Here is a 14,243-nt window from a genome sequence, read left to right on the forward strand (position 1 = left end):
GAAGGAGATGTCACAACCATGACCGCATCCGCCCTTGCGCCCGATGCCTCCCGGCTGCTCCCGGGAACCTATGATCGTCGTCGCCGCACCAATCGCACGTACCTCGTGTCGCTCGACGAGCACGCTCTCGTGCAGAACCACCGCATCGAAGCGGGCATCGGCGATCAGGCCTGGCACCTGAAGCCGTCCGTCACACCGGGCGTCGAGAACGGCTGGGCACGTCATTGGGGCTGGGAGACGCCCGGCGCACTCTTGCGGGGCCATTTCGTGGGGCACTGGATGTCGGCGGCCGCGCGCGAGATCGCCGTCACCGGCGATCCGGTGCTGCGGGGCAAGCTGGCCGTTGTCCTCGACGAGCTCGAAGCGTGCCAGGATGCCGGCGCGGGCTGGGTGTTCGGCATTCCGCAGACGTTCCTGCGCCGGCTCGCCGAGGGGCGCGAGGTGTGGGCGCCGCAGTACAACATCCACAAGACCTTCATGGGTCTGGTGGACGTGTACCGAGACCTCCGCGACGAGCGAGCCCTGCGCATCGCCCACCGCGCTGCGGCGCTGATCGCGGAGTGGGCGCGGGAGTTCGAGCGCGACGAGTTCCAGGCCATCCTCGAGGTCGAGACGGGCGGCATGCTCGAGGTGTGGGCAGACCTCCTCGAGGCCACCGGCGACGACATGTATCGCGAGCTCCTCGACCGATACGACCACCGGTCGCTCTTCGACGGTCTGCTGGCGGGCGAGGACATGCTGACCAACATGCACGCGAACACGACCATCCCGGAGGTGCTCGGTGCCGCGCGGGCCTTCGAGGTCACGGGTGAGGAGCGCTGGCGACGCATCGTCGAGGCGTACTGGGACTGGGCCGTCACACGACGCGGAACCTTCTGCACGGGCGGACAGACCTCGGGTGAGATCTGGACGCCGCCGTTCGCCTTCGCCGCGCGACGGGGCACGAAGACCCAGGAGCACTGCGCCGTCTACAACATGATCCGGCTGGCCGACGTGCTGTTCCGATGGACGGGCGAGGCGTCGTACCTCGACTACATCGAGGCCAACCTCGTCAACGGCATCCTGGCGCAGCAGCATCCCGGCACCGGCATGGTGAGCTACTTCCTGCCGCTGCAGAGCGGAGCGCGCAAGGAGTGGGGATCGCCCACCGAGGACTTCTGGTGCTGCCACGGCACGGTGGTGCAGGCGCACACGCGCCACTCGTCGCTGGCGGTGTACAGCGACGGCGAAGCCGTCACCGTCGCGCAGTACATCCCCGTCCGCGCCGACGTCGCCACGGCAGCAGGCCAGCTGGCCGTCGAGGTCCGCACGATCGACGACGCCCTCTACGTCGGTCCGGACGCGAACGCGGGCCCCGGCGGCCCGGCGCATCGGCCGCACGCCCTTCGGGTCTCGGTGGCGGTCGAGTCGCCGCCGACCGTTCGGGGCCGCGTCCGGATGCGTGTGCCCGCCTGGACCGCGGGCGAGGTGCACGTCCGGTCGGACATCGCCGTGGTGCGGCGCGGCAGCTTCGTGGAGATCGATCATCCCGGCGGGCGCACCGAGATCGAACTCGGTTTCGGATTCGAGCTGCGGACGGTGCCGATCCCGGATGAGCCCGAGACCGTCGCCTTCGTCGAGGGCGCCGTGGTGCTCGCGGGTCTCGTCGACCGTGAGACGCCGCTCATCGGCGACAGCTCCGACCCGGCGACGCTGCTGGCTGCCGACGACGAGAGGCAGTGGTCGCAGTGGCTCACGCGATACCGCAGTGTCGGCGGCTCGGCCGGCATCCGATTCGTGCCGCTGAACGAGATCGTCGACGAGCGCTACGCCGTGTACTTCCCGGTCGTCGCGCCCGCGTGAGCCCCGTCGGTGGCGGCCTCGGTCAGCGCGGACGGCCGGTCGAGCCGCGGGCCACGAGAACCGTCGGCAGCTCGACCACCTCGTCGGCGAGCTGCGCACCGCCCGCCATCTGAGCCAGGAGCGTGACCGCCGCAGCGGCCATCTCGCGGATGGGCTGACGGATCGTGGTGAGCGGCGGATGCAGCCACCGCGCGCCCCGCACATCGTCGTATCCCACGACGAGAACGTGGCGCCCCACCGCGAGCCCAGCCTCGGCGATCGCCCGGTAGGCGCCCGCGGCCATCTCATCGGAGCAGGCGAAGAGCCCGATGGGGCCCTCGCCGCCGAGGTCATCGAGCGCCGCGGCGCACGCTCGTCGCGCGTCCGCCGCACCCCAGTCCGCCGTCGTCAGGATGCGGGGCGCAGCCGGGGCCGTCTCGTCGAGCGTCGAGAGGAAGCCCTCGATCCGCGCACGGCCGTACCGGTACGACGGAGCCCCGCCGATGACGATGAAGCGCCGCGCGCCCTGCGCCAGCAGGTGCTCCGCCGCCGCCGAGCCGCCCGCGTGATCGGTGTTCCGCACGCTCGGCACGTGCTGGGTGGTCCCCGACGGAGGCTCGAGCAGGACGATGGGGATGCCCGCGCCCTGCACGACCTCCAGCTGGGCCGCGGTGGGCAGGATCAGACCGAGCACGACCCCCGCCGATCCCCGGGAGCGGATGCGGGCCGGCCAGTCATCGCCCGGATCGTCGCGCTCCGCGGTGAGGACGAGGTCGTAGCTCAGGCGCGAGGCCGCCGTGTGAGCCCCGGCGACGACCTCGTCGGTGTAGGGGTCATGGAAGTGCCCGAGAACCAGATCGAAGATGCGGGACGTCCCGCCGCGGGGCCGGCCGCGCGGTGTCCCGCTTCGCGTGTACCCGAGCCGCTCCGCCGTCTGCAGCACACGCGTGCGGGTCTCGGGCGACAGCTCGCCGCGGCCGCGGAGCGCCCGTGAGACGGTCGCGACGCTCACGCCCGCGGCCGTGGCGACGTCGGTGAGGCTCGGTCGGGAAGACGGCATTCGCCTATTTTGCGCAAAGCCCGACGTCCGCGTCGAGGGGCTGTGACATCGTGGTCCGCGATCACACGCACCGGTGCGGAGGGAGACGAGGATGTCGAGACGATTGCGCATCGCGATCATCGGGACCGGGTTCATGGGACGGATGCACGCGCACGCCTGGCGCACCGCTCCGCGGTTCTTCGATCTGCCGGTCGAACCGGAGGTGGTCGTGCTCGCGGGCAGCGACGCACAACGCGCGGCCGACGCCGCATCGCGGTTCGGCATCGCCGAGTCGAGCGACGACTGGCGAAGTGTCATCGCACGCGACGACATCGACGCCGTCGACATCTGCACCCCGGGCGACACCCACGCCGAGATCGCGCTCGCAGCCCTCGACGCCGGCCGTCACGTGCTGTGCGAGAAGCCGCTGGCCAACGACGTCACCGACGCCAACCGGATGACGGATGCCGCCGCCGCGGCGGCATCGCGCGGGGTCGTCGCGATGTGCGGGTTCAGCTACCGCCGCACGCCCGCCCTCGCTCTGGCGCGACGTCTGATCGAGGAGGGACGCATCGGCCGCATTCGGCACGTGCGCGCGCAGTACCTGCAGGACTGGCTCACCGACCCGGACGCGCCGTTCACCTGGCGTCTCGATCGCGGTCGCGCGGGATCGGGTGCGCTCGGCGACATCGGGGCGCACAGCATCGATGCCGCCCAGTGGCTCACCGGCGCGCGCATCACGAGCGTCTCCGGCACACTCCGCACCTTCGTCGACGAGCGCCCGGTCCTCGACGAGCGCGTCGGGCTCGGCGGCCGAGCCGGTGCCGGAGCCGCAACTGAACGCGTGACCGTCGACGACGCCGCGGCGTTCACCGCATCGTTCTCCGACGGCGCCCTCGGCATCTTCGAGGCCACGCGCATGGCCACGGGGCACCGCAACGCCAACCGCATCGAGATCAGCGGTGAACGCGGAGCCGTCGCCTTCGACTTCTCGCACCTGAACGACCTGCTCTTCGCCGACGCGACGCTCCCTGCCGGTGAGCAGGGGTTCCGCCGCATCGACGCGACCGAGCCCGAGCATCCCTATGCCGGAGCCTGGTGGCCGGCAGGACACGGACTCGGCTACGAGCACTTGTTCACCCACCAGAGCGTCGACTTCGTCCGCGCCGTCGCCGGTGAGATCGAAGCGCACCCGTCGTTCGCCGAGGCCGCGGGCGTGCAGCGCGTCCTCGCGGCGGTCGAGGAGAGCGCGGCATCCGACAGCAGAAGCATCCGAGTGGAAGGGGTCATCTCATGACCGCGAGACAGGCGCTCATCGTCCGAGGCGGCTGGGAGGGGCACAAACCCGTCGAGGCCACCAACCTCTTCGTGCCCTTCCTCGAAGAGAACGGCTTTGAGGTCCGCATCGAAGAGGACAATGAGGTCTACACCGACCGGGCGACGATGGAAAGCACCGACCTCATCGTCCAGTCCGTGACGATGTCGAAGATCTCACGCGAGGCCTTCGCCGGCCTGCGCGACGCGGTCGAGCGCGGAACGGGGCTGGCGGGCTGGCACGGCGGCATCGCCGACTCGTACCGCGACAACTCCGACTACCTGCAGCTCATCGGCGGCCAGTTCGCGACGCATCCCGCGAAGCACCCCGATGCCCGCGTCGGCGACGAGACCGACAACTACCTCTGCTACACCGTCGACCTCACCGACGCAGGTCGCCGCTCGGAGATCATGGCGGGCCTCGAGGACTTCACGCTCCGCACGGAGCAGTACTGGGTGCTCTCCGACGACCTCAACGACGTGCTCGCGACGACGACGCATCCCGTGCAGCCGTACCACCCGTGGCACCGCCCCATCACCTCGCCTGCCGTCTGGACGCGCGAGTGGGGACAGGGCCGCATCTTCGTCGCGACGCCGGGGCACAGCCTCGTCGTGCTGCGCGACGTCAACGTCCGCACCATCATCGAGAGGGGGATGCTGTGGGCGAGCCGCACGGCATCGGTGTAGTCGGCCTCGGGGTCATCTCGGGCCAGTATCTGGAGACGCTGGGCGATCACCCCGCCGTCCGTATCGTTGCGACGGCCGACCTCGACGTCGACCGCGCCCGGTCGGTCGCCGAGCGGTTCCCCGGAGCCCGCGCCCTATCGGTCGCCGAGCTCGTCGCCGACCCGGCGGTGCAGACCGTGGTCAACCTGACGATCCCCGCCGCTCACGGCGAGGTCGCGCGCGCGGCGCTCGCCGCGGGCAAGAACGTCTACGGCGAGAAACCGCTGGCCGCGACCTTCGACGAAGCGCTCGGGGTCATGGCCGGCGCGGCCAGCGCCTGGGTCGGCGGGGCCCCCGACACCGTGCTGGGGTCCGGTGTGCAGACCGCGCGAGCGGTCGTCGACGCCGGCGAGATCGGCCGACCGGTCGCGGCCGTCGCGACGTGGCTGTCGTCGGGCCACGAGGCCTGGCACCCGCATCCCGACTTCTACTATCGCGAAGGCGGCGGACCGCTCTACGACATGGGGCCGTACTACCTCACGGCGCTGTTCCACCTGCTGGGACCCGTCGTCAGCGTGTCGGGTGCTTCGTCGCGATCACGCGACGACCGCACGATCGGTTCGGGCCCGCGAGCGGGGGAGCGCATCCCCGTCGAGATCGACACGCATGTCACCGGCGTGCTCGAGCACGCCGGCGGCGCGGTCTCGACGGTCACCTTCAGCTTCGACGCCGCCGCAACCCACGCCGCACCGATCGAGGTGCACGGCGAGAGCGCATCGCTGACCCTGCCCGACCCCAACTTCTTCGACGGCGACGTGACCATGCGGCGACCCCGCGCGGAGGAGTGGACGGCCATCGCGCCGCGCGCGGGCTATCGAGGCGCGGGCCGCGGCATCGGGGTCCTCGACTTCGTACGCGGCGGCTCCGGCGCGGGGCGTGCGAGCGGTGAGGTCGCCCTGCACGTCCTGGAGATCATGAGCGCCCTCACGCGGTCGGCGCGAGAGGGACGCCGCATCACCCTGACCACGACCGCGGAGCGTCCTCCGCTGGTCCCGCTCACCGAGCACGAGCACTGGAGAACCACATGACCTCGTCCGCACGTGCGGTCATCGACCTCGACGTCGTCGGCGATCGCATCAGCCGGCACATCTACGGGCACTTCGCCGAGCATCTCGGACGCTGCATCTACGACGGCTTCTGGGTCGGCGAGGATTCGGCGATCCCCAACACCCGCGGCATCCGCACCGACGTCGTCGAGGCCCTCCGCGCGCTCGACATCCCGAACCTGCGCTGGCCGGGCGGTTGCTTCGCCGACACGTACCACTGGCGCGATGGCATCGGTCCGCGCGAGCAACGGCCGAAGATCGCCAACACGAACTGGGGCGACGTCGTCGAGAGCAACCACTTCGGAACCCACGAGTTCATGGATCTGTGCGACCTGCTCGGCACCGAGGCGTACGTCAACGGGAACGTCGGCAGCGGCACGGTGCAGGAGATGTCGGAGTGGGTCGAGTACCTCACGCGCGACGACGACAGCCCCATGGCGCGTCTGCGCCGCGAGAACGGTCGCGACGAGCCCTGGCGTGTGCCCTTCTGGGGCATCGGCAACGAGCCGTGGGGATGCGGCGGCAACCTGTCTCCCGAGTTCTACGCGGAAGAAGCGCGGCGCTACGCGACCTATTGCCACGACCACGGCGAGAACAGGTTGACGCTCATCGCCGCCGGCGCCAACGAGGACGACTTCGAGTGGACGCGGGTGCTCGTGAAGACGCTCGTCGAGTCGCACGCCGCGAACCTGTACGACAAGCATCCGTACCAGGCGATCTCGTTCCACTACTACACGCACACCGGATCGGGCATCAATCGCGAAGACGCGACGACCTTCACCGACGAGCAGTTCTACGACACGATGGCCTACGCCCGCGACTTCGAGCGGGTCGTCCGCGGACACGTCGCGGTCATGGACTCGTACGACCCCGAGAACCGGGTGAGCCTCGTCTGCGACGAGTGGGGCACGTGGTGGAACGCCGAAAAGGGCACGAACCCGGGCTTCCTGTTCCAACAGAACACGATCCGCGACGCGCTCGTCGCCGGCATCCATTTCGACATCTTCCACCGGTACGCGCGGCGCATCTCGATGGCGAACATCGCACAGACGGTGAACGTCTTGCAGGCGATGATCCTCACCGACGGCGAGAAGCTCGTTCTCACGCCGACCTACCACGTGTTCGAGATGAACAAGGGGCACCAGGACGCCCGTGCGCTCGCCGCCCACGTGCTCGACGCGCCCGCGACGACGGCGCGCGGGGGAGAGCTGCCGCTGGTGTCGATGTCGGCCTCGACGAAGGAGGGGGCGGCGCTCATCTCGCTCACCCACCTCTCGGTGGACGACGAGTGCGAGGTGCGCATCGACCTCCGCGGACGTGGCGCCCGCGTCGTGCGTGCCCGGGTGCTGGGAGCAGAGAGCGCGACGACGTACAACGACGCCGACGTGCCCGCTCGTGTCGAGCCGCGGCCCCTCGCGACCGCCCTCGACGGTGGCGAGCTCGTCGTGACGCTGCCGCCGCACTCCTTCGCGACCATCGAGCTGGCGCTGGACTGACCGCGGACGGGGCCGACGGGGCGTCACCGTAGGCTGGGAGACATGCCCGAACCCGCGCCCCGCGGCATCCTGCTCGTCGACAAGCCGGGCGGGATGACCAGTCATGACGTCGTCGCCCGAGCCCGTCGAGCCCTCGGCACCCGCAAGATCGGCCACGCCGGCACTCTGGATCCGATGGCGACGGGGCTGCTCGTCCTCGGTGTGGGGCCGGCGACCCGCCTGTTGACCTACATCGTGGGGCTCGACAAGACCTACGAGGCGACGATCCGCCTCGGCGTCTCGACCGATTCCGACGACGCCGACGGCACCGTGACGGAGCACGCGACGAACCAAGCCCTCGCCGCGGTCGACCGCGCCGGCATCGATCGCGGCATCGCGGCGCTCACCGGCGAGATCGACCAGGTACCGAGCCGGGTGTCGGCGATCAAGGTCGGCGGGAAGCGGGCGTACGACCTCGCTCGCGCGGGCGAAGAAGTCGAGCTGAAGGCGCGTCGCGTCACCGTCTCTCGCTTCGATGTGCGCGACGTCCGCGACGTCGTCCTGAACGATGTCGCGGGCGGATCCCGCGCGATCGACGTCGACGTCATCGTCGACTGCACGAGCGGTACCTACATCCGCGCCTTGGCCCGCGACCTGGGAGCAGATCTCGGCGTCGGCGGGCATCTGACGGCGCTCCGGCGCACCCGCATCGGACCTTTCGAGGTGTCGGATGCCGAGGCCGAGATCGCCCCGGACGCGACGCTGCTGCGCGACGCGGATGTCGCGGCCGCGGTGCTCGGCGCCTTCGAGGTGACCGCCGACGAGGCGCGCGACCTGCGCCACGGCAAGCGTCTCGTCGGAGCGGCGGCGCGCCTGTCGGCGCCGCACCCGGCGGCGATCGACCCCGATGGGCGACTGGTGGGGATCGTCGAGCGTCGCGGCGACGACGTCAAGAGCCTGATGAACATGGCGGAGGACGCATGATCACGGTCTTCACCATCGTTCAGGTGGCGGTGGCGGTCGCCGCCGGTCTGCTCTGTACCGTCCTCGGCCTCGCGAACCGCCGCCCGAGCGACCTCTCGGTCGGGTCGCTCGCCCTCGTCGAGGTGCTTCTCATCACCCAGGTCGTCGTCGCGATCATCGCCCCGCTCGCAGGCAACGCCCCTTCGGGCAGTCTCCTGGAGTTCTGGGTGTATCTCGTCTCGGCCGTCCTGCTGCCGCCTGCCGCTGTGTTCTGGGCGCTCATCGAACGCAGTCGCTGGAGCACCGTCATCCTCGGCGTCGCCGCCCTGTCGGTCGCGATCATGGTGTGGCGGATGCAGGTGATCTGGACGGTTCAGGTCGTCTGAAGCCATCCGCGCGACGCCTATCATTGGTGGGGTCATGGATCATCCCCGCCCTCGAATGACCGGCATCGGCCGCGTCCTCGTGGTCGTGTACGCCGTGATGGCGCTCGCCGCGACGGGACGCTCGTTCGTCCAGATCGTCGAGGACTTCTCCAACGCACCGCTCGCGTACTCACTGTCGGCGGCCGCGGCGCTGGTGTACGTGCTGGCGACCGTCGCGCTGGTGAAGTCGGGCTCGCGCACCTGGTACGCGATCGCGTGGGTCGCGATCTGCTTCGAGCTGGCCGGGGTGCTCGTCGTCGGCACGCTCAGCCTCGTGCTGCCCGACCTGTTCTCGCACGACGCCACCGTCTGGTCGGGCTACGGTTTCGGCTACTTCTGGGTTCCGCTCGCCCTGCCCTTCGTGGGGATCTGGTGGCTCGTGTCGCACCGCAACGGTGCCGGAGAGAGCAGCGAGCGCCCGGCCGTCCTGGAGGGATCGTCATGGTGACCGTGTACCGAGACCCCGCGGAGGTCCCCGCGGACTTCGGCCCGAGCGTCGTGGCCATCGGCAAGTTCGACGGCGTGCACTCCGGGCACCGCGCGGTCATCGACCGGGCCCGGGTGGATGCCGCCGCCCGCGGCGCGCGTGTCGTGGCGGTCACCTTCGACCGCAACCCGCTGAGCCTGCTGCGTCCGGAGCTCTGCCCCGAGCCGCTCGTCGCTCTGGATCAGAAGATCGGGCTCCTCGCGGCGGCCGGGGTGGATGCCGTCCTCGTGCTGCGGTTCGACGCCGAGCTCGCAGCGCTCTCGGCGCGTGACTTCGTCGAGAGCATCCTCGTTCGCGCGCTCGGTGCCGTCGGCGTCCTCGTCGGCGACGACTTCCGCTTCGGTCGAGGCGGCGAGGGCGATCCCGAGGTGCTGGCCGCACTCGGGCGCGAGCACGGTTTCGATGTCGACGTCGTCACGGACGTCCGCGCCCGCGACGCCGGCCGGCGCGTCTCGTCGACGTGGGTGCGCGATCTGCTCGCGGCCGGCGATGTCGCCGGTGCCGCCCGCCTGCTCGGCCGCCCTCACGCGGTCGAGGCCGAGGTCGTCCACGGACTCAAGCGCGGCCGGGAACTCGGGTATCCGACCGCGAACCTCGCCACCGACGCCGCGGGCTTCATCCCGGCCGACGGTGTGTACGCCGGCTGGCTCGTCGACCTCGGGATGCCGGGTGCCGACGGCGCGATGCCGGCAAGTGTCATCCGGTATCCGGCGGCGATCTCGGTGGGCACCAATCCCACGTTCGACGACGTGCCGCAGCGACAGGTCGAGGCGTACGTGCTCGACGAGACGGATCTCGACCTCTACGGTCACCGCGTCGAGGTCCGCTTCACGGCCCGCATCCGCGGGATGGTCGCGTTCGCGGGTATCCCGGCGCTCATCGAGCAGATGGACGACGATGTCGTCCGCGTGCGCGAGGCCCTCGCCTGAGGCCAGCGCCTCGCGCGCCCGTGCGGGCCGCAGCCCGCGGGATCAGTACGACGACTCGTCGACCGCGCCGGTGGCTGCGCCGCCGGCCTCGAGTCGGCGCGCCTCGCCGAGAATGGTCGCGCTGCCGCTCGTGCCGAGGCGCGTGGCGCCTGCGTCGAGCATCGCGACGGCGTCAGCGAAGCTGCGCACGCCGCCGGAGGCCTTGACCTGCACGGCCTCGCCGACGTTCTCGCGCATGAGGCGGACGTGGGGAACTGTCGCCCCGCCGCCGGCGAAGCCGGTCGAGGTCTTGACGAAGTCGGCGCCGCCGGCCTCGGTCAGGCGGCTGCCGCGGGCGATCTGCTCGTCATCGAGCAGGCTCGTCTCGAGGATGACCTTGACGATCTTGCCTTCGGCGGCCTCGACCACGGCGCGGATGTCGTCGACCACGACGTCGTCGAAGCCCGAGCGCAGCGCGGCGATGTTGACGACCATGTCGAACTCTGAGGCGCCGTCCGCGGCGGCCTGACGGACCTCGGCGACCTTCGACGCCGTGGACGTCGTGCCGTGGGGGAAGCCGATGACCGTACCGACGGCGACACCGGTGCCCGCGAGACGCGCGACAGCGTGCGGGATGTCGGAGGGGCGTACGCACACCGAGAAGACTCGCCACTCGGCGGCGATGTCGAGCTCGGCGTCGACCTGGTCGCGGGTCAGCTCGGGCTTGAGGATGGCGTGGTCGAGGGTCGCGGCGAGCTCGCGCTCGGAGATCGTGGACATGCTTTCAGCGTACGCCGTCCGGATCTCGAGGCATCGACGGGAATACCCCTGGGGGGTATCCTGTTGTCGTCGCTGAACCACGAAGGAGCATCATGACGACTCAGACCTACACCGTCGAAGGCATGACCTGCGGGCACTGCGCCGCAGCGGTGACCCGCGAGCTCGGGCTCGTCCCGGGCGTCTCCGACGTCGCCGTCGACGTCGACGCCGGCACCGTCGCGGTCACGGCTGTGCAGCCGCCCGACGACGACGTCGTCTCGGCCGCTGTGGCCGAGGCGGGCTACACGGTCACCGGACGCCGCTGATGAGCGCGGACACCGCCGGGCGGGAGAGCAGCCATGCCGTCCTCGACATCGAGGGGATGACGTGCGCGAGCTGTGTCGCCCGGGTCGAGAAGCGGCTGCAGCGCCTGGACGGTGTCCACGCGACGGTGAACCTCGCGACCGAGTCGGCGCGCGTCGAGCATCCCGCCGCCGTCTCGGTCGACGACCTGGTCGAGGCCGTCGGCCAGGCGGGGTATACCGCTCGAGTGCGCTCCTCTCCGGCGCAGCATCCGGCGGAGCATCATGACGCTCCGGGCCACCAGCACGACGTCGAGGACATGCCGGGCCAGACCACTCTGCGCACCCGGCTGATCTGGGGCATCGTGCTCGCCGCGCCCGTCGTGGCGCTCGGCATGGTGCCGGCGTGGCAGTTCCCCGGCTGGCAGTGGGTGTCGCTCGTCCTGACCGCGCCGGTCGTGTTCTGGGCGGGTTGGCCGTTCCACCGCGCCACCTTCGCGAACGCGCGCCACGGCGCGCTGACGATGGACACGCTCGTCACATTGGGCACCTTCGCGGCCTTCGCCTGGAGCCTGTGGGCGGTGCTGTTCGGCTCCGCCGGGCGCATCGGCATCCGTCACGACGTCGTCCTCTTCGGCCCCGTGCACGACCCGACATCGCTCGTCTACTTCGAGGTCGCCGCAGCGGTGACCGTGCTCATCCTGCTCGGTCGCTACATCGAGCAGCGCTCGCGGCGACGTGCGGGCGCCGCGCTGCGCGCCCTGCTCGAGCTCGGGGCGGCGGATGTCGAGCTGCCGGACGGGCGTCGCGTCGGCATCGACGCGCTGCATGCGGGCGACGAGTTCATCGTGCGGCCCGGTGAGAAGGTGGCCACCGACGGCATCGTCGTCGACGGCGCGGCGGCGGTGGACGAGAGCATGCTGACGGGCGAGTCGGTGCCCGTCGACGTCGGCCCCGGTTCCGAGGTCACCGGCGGCACGATCGCCTCCGGCGGACGGTTGCGGGTACGCGCCACCTCGGTCGGCGACGAAACCCGCCTCGCGCATCTGGCGCGGCTGGTCGACGAGGCCCAGTCGGGCAAGAGCCGCGTGCAGCGTCTCGCCGACCGCGTCTCGGCGGTGTTCGTCCCCGTCGTCATCGTCGTGGCAGTGCTGACCCTTCTCGGCTGGGTCATCGCCGGCGCACCCGTCGCCGCGGGCTTCACCGCCGCCGTCGCGGTCCTGATCATCGCCTGCCCGTGCGCGCTCGGGCTCGCGACGCCCATCGCCGTCCTCGTCGGCACCGGCCGAGGCGCCGAGCTCGGCATCCTCATCACCGGTCCCGAAGCCCTCGAGGCCGCCGAGCGCATCGACGTCGTGCTCATGGACAAGACCGGCACCCTCACCGAGGGGCGGATGTCCGTCGCCTCGGTCGTCACCGCGGCCGGAGCCGATCGCGACGACGCGTTGCGGGCGGCCGGCGCCGTCGAATCCGCCTCGGAGCACCCGATCGCGCGCGCGATCGTCGCAGCCGCTGGCACCGTGCCGCCGGTGACGGAGTTCACGGGCGTCGCCGGAGGCGGCGTCAGCGGCGTAGTCGAGGGGCGCGAGGTCACCGCGGGGAGCGTCGCCTTCGTCACCCAGCGACTGGGCGAGCTGAGCTCCGAGCTCGATGAAGCCGCGCGCGACGCCGCGGCATCCGGTGCTTCCGTCGTCGCCGTCGGCTGGGACGGGGCGGTCCGTGCGGTCATCGCGGTCTCGGACCGGGTCCGCGACGACGCCCGCGAAGCCGTGGCGCGGCTGCACCGCACCGGGGCCTCGGTGGTCCTGGTCACCGGCGACAACGCCGGCGCCGCGGGGGCGGTCGCCCGCGAGCTGGGCATCGACGACGTGGTCGCCGACGTGCGTCCCGAGGGCAAGCTCGAGGAGGTACGGCGCCGCCAGGCCGCGGGGAAGCGCGTCGCGATGGTCGGCGACGGCGTCAACGACGCGGCCGCCCTCGCCGCTGCCGACCTCGGCATCGCGATGGGCGGTGGCACGGATGCCGCCAAGCACGCCAGCGACATCACGCTCACCGCTGGCAGCCCCCGGGCCGTGGCCGAGGCGATCGAACTCAGCCGCCGTACCCTCGGCATCATTCGCGGCAACCTGTTCTGGGCCTTCGCCTACAACGTCGCCGCCGTGCCGCTCGCGGTGGCCGGTCTGCTCAACCCGATGGTCGCCGCGGCCGCCATGGCGTTCTCGAGCGTCTTCGTCGTGCTCAACAGCCTGCGACTGCGATCGGCGTTGCGGCCCGCGCGCCGGAGCGCGTAGCCGACCCGGCTCGTTAGGATCAGTTCATGGCCGTCAGACACCGCACAGCTCTCCGCTTCATCCCGGTCGTCACGGCGGTCGCGCTGCTGGCTACGGCATGCGCGACTCCCGCCGGCGGAGCTGCTACACCCGCTCCGTCCGAGTCGGCCGCGACGCCGTCGCTCGCGCCCACTCCGTCGGAGACGCCAAGCCCTGTCGAGACGCGGTCGACAACCGACGAGATCAATCTGCCGTCGTCATGCGACGAGCTCTTCACGGGCGATCTGCGCGCCACGCTCGACGCTGAGATCGCCCCGCTGAACGACCCTGGCGTGACGATGTACTCGACCGAGAACGCCGAGGCCCTGACGGTGCTCGAATCGGGGGTGCCGAGCTTGCGTTGCACGTGGGGAAAGCCCTCCGACCGAGGCATCGCGACCACCGTGGCACTCGTCTCGCCCGCCCAGTCCGAACTCATCGCTGACGCGTTGTCCACCGCGGGCTTCGGCTCAGAGGAAGCTTCGGGAGGCGTTTACTTCCGGACATCGCAGCAGATGCTCTCGATGGACGAAGAAGTCGTCGACTTGGGTGAGACTCACTTCCTTCGCGGGAACGCCTGGGTGTCGACGCGGTGGGTCAACTACAGCCCCGATTCCTACACCCCCGGCATCGTCGCTCAGCTCTGGCGCTGAGTAACGCCCCGCATCG

Annotated in this window: 14 protein-coding genes; 12 read left to right on the forward strand and 2 right to left on the reverse strand. The window is 70.9% G+C overall.

All coding sequences use genetic code 11. The features are described from left to right. The first annotated feature begins 18 nt into the window (after window positions 1-18). Complete coding sequence (locus ABIC53_RS02160) at window positions 19-1,842, forward strand: beta-L-arabinofuranosidase domain-containing protein (RefSeq protein WP_354450160.1); 1,824 nt, start codon at window positions 19-21, stop codon at window positions 1,840-1,842. A gap of 22 nt (window positions 1,843-1,864) precedes the next feature. Here the strand turns inward: ABIC53_RS02160 and ABIC53_RS02165 are convergent, their stop codons facing one another. After that, on the reverse strand, window positions 1,865-2,881 hold the full coding sequence (locus ABIC53_RS02165; protein WP_354450162.1) for a LacI family DNA-binding transcriptional regulator: 1,017 nt from the start codon (window positions 2,879-2,881) through the stop codon (window positions 1,865-1,867). 91 nt (window positions 2,882-2,972) lie between these two features. On the opposite strand from ABIC53_RS02165, the gene ABIC53_RS02170 reads away from it, so the two are divergent. From ABIC53_RS02170 to ABIC53_RS02205, 8 genes are read left to right on the forward strand one after another with little or no spacing between them, the layout of a single operon-like run. After that, window positions 2,973-4,157 carry a Gfo/Idh/MocA family protein gene (locus tag ABIC53_RS02170; protein ID WP_354450164.1) on the forward strand — a complete coding sequence of 395 codons (1,185 nt, stop codon included), beginning with the start codon at window positions 2,973-2,975 and terminating at the stop codon, window positions 4,155-4,157. Then, window positions 4,154-4,861, forward strand: coding sequence for a ThuA domain-containing protein (locus ABIC53_RS02175; RefSeq protein ID WP_274178756.1), 708 nt, complete (start codon window positions 4,154-4,156; stop codon window positions 4,859-4,861). The genes ABIC53_RS02170 and ABIC53_RS02175 overlap by 4 nt, the downstream gene beginning before the upstream one ends. After that, window positions 4,834-5,928 (forward strand): Gfo/Idh/MocA family protein, encoded by a 1,095-nt coding sequence (locus ABIC53_RS02180; protein ID WP_274178755.1) that lies wholly within the window; start codon window positions 4,834-4,836, stop codon window positions 5,926-5,928. The genes ABIC53_RS02175 and ABIC53_RS02180 overlap by 28 nt, the downstream gene beginning before the upstream one ends. Next, window positions 5,925-7,442, forward strand: a complete 1,518-nt coding sequence (locus ABIC53_RS02185) for an alpha-N-arabinofuranosidase (protein WP_354450167.1) — start codon at window positions 5,925-5,927, stop codon at window positions 7,440-7,442. The genes ABIC53_RS02180 and ABIC53_RS02185 overlap by 4 nt, the downstream gene beginning before the upstream one ends. 42 nt (window positions 7,443-7,484) lie before the next feature. Further along, entirely contained in the window at window positions 7,485-8,405 is a 921-nt protein-coding gene (gene truB / locus ABIC53_RS02190) for a tRNA pseudouridine(55) synthase TruB (RefSeq protein WP_354450169.1), read from the forward strand. Further along, window positions 8,402-8,770, forward strand: coding sequence for a hypothetical protein (locus tag ABIC53_RS02195; RefSeq protein ID WP_274178752.1), 369 nt, complete (start codon window positions 8,402-8,404; stop codon window positions 8,768-8,770). Before truB ends, ABIC53_RS02195 begins: the two co-directional genes overlap by 4 nt. Window positions 8,771-8,804: 34 nt before the next feature. After that, window positions 8,805-9,257 (forward strand): hypothetical protein, encoded by a 453-nt coding sequence (locus ABIC53_RS02200; RefSeq protein WP_112617219.1) that lies wholly within the window; start codon window positions 8,805-8,807, stop codon window positions 9,255-9,257. Then, window positions 9,254-10,225 (forward strand): bifunctional riboflavin kinase/FAD synthetase, encoded by a 972-nt coding sequence (locus tag ABIC53_RS02205; RefSeq protein ID WP_112617565.1) that lies wholly within the window; start codon window positions 9,254-9,256, stop codon window positions 10,223-10,225. Before ABIC53_RS02200 ends, ABIC53_RS02205 begins: the two co-directional genes overlap by 4 nt. Window positions 10,226-10,267: 42 nt before the next feature. Here the strand turns inward: ABIC53_RS02205 and deoC are convergent, their stop codons facing one another. Then, window positions 10,268-10,984, reverse strand: a complete 717-nt coding sequence (gene deoC, locus ABIC53_RS02210) for a deoxyribose-phosphate aldolase (protein WP_282501281.1) — start codon at window positions 10,982-10,984, stop codon at window positions 10,268-10,270. Window positions 10,985-11,076: 92 nt separating this feature from the next. Between deoC and ABIC53_RS02215 the strand changes: the two genes are divergently transcribed. Genes ABIC53_RS02215 through ABIC53_RS02225 form a run of 3 tightly spaced genes read left to right on the forward strand, consistent with a single transcriptional unit; the run spans window position 11,077 to window position 14,227 of the window. Continuing rightward, entirely contained in the window at window positions 11,077-11,289 is a 213-nt protein-coding gene (locus ABIC53_RS02215) for a heavy-metal-associated domain-containing protein (protein WP_023955083.1), read from the forward strand. Beyond that, window positions 11,289-13,556 (forward strand): heavy metal translocating P-type ATPase, encoded by a 2,268-nt coding sequence (locus tag ABIC53_RS02220; RefSeq protein WP_282501280.1) that lies wholly within the window; start codon window positions 11,289-11,291, stop codon window positions 13,554-13,556. The genes ABIC53_RS02215 and ABIC53_RS02220 overlap by 1 nt, the downstream gene beginning before the upstream one ends. A 26-nt stretch (window positions 13,557-13,582) precedes the next feature. Continuing rightward, window positions 13,583-14,227 carry a hypothetical protein gene (locus ABIC53_RS02225; protein ID WP_274178749.1) on the forward strand — a complete coding sequence of 215 codons (645 nt, stop codon included), beginning with the start codon at window positions 13,583-13,585 and terminating at the stop codon, window positions 14,225-14,227. Window positions 14,228-14,243 lie beyond the last annotated feature (16 nt).

Origin of the sequence: Microbacterium sp. 1262 (assembly GCF_040544895.1) — a bacterium.
GTDB lineage: Bacteria > Actinomycetota > Actinomycetes > Actinomycetales > Microbacteriaceae > Microbacterium > Microbacterium plantarum.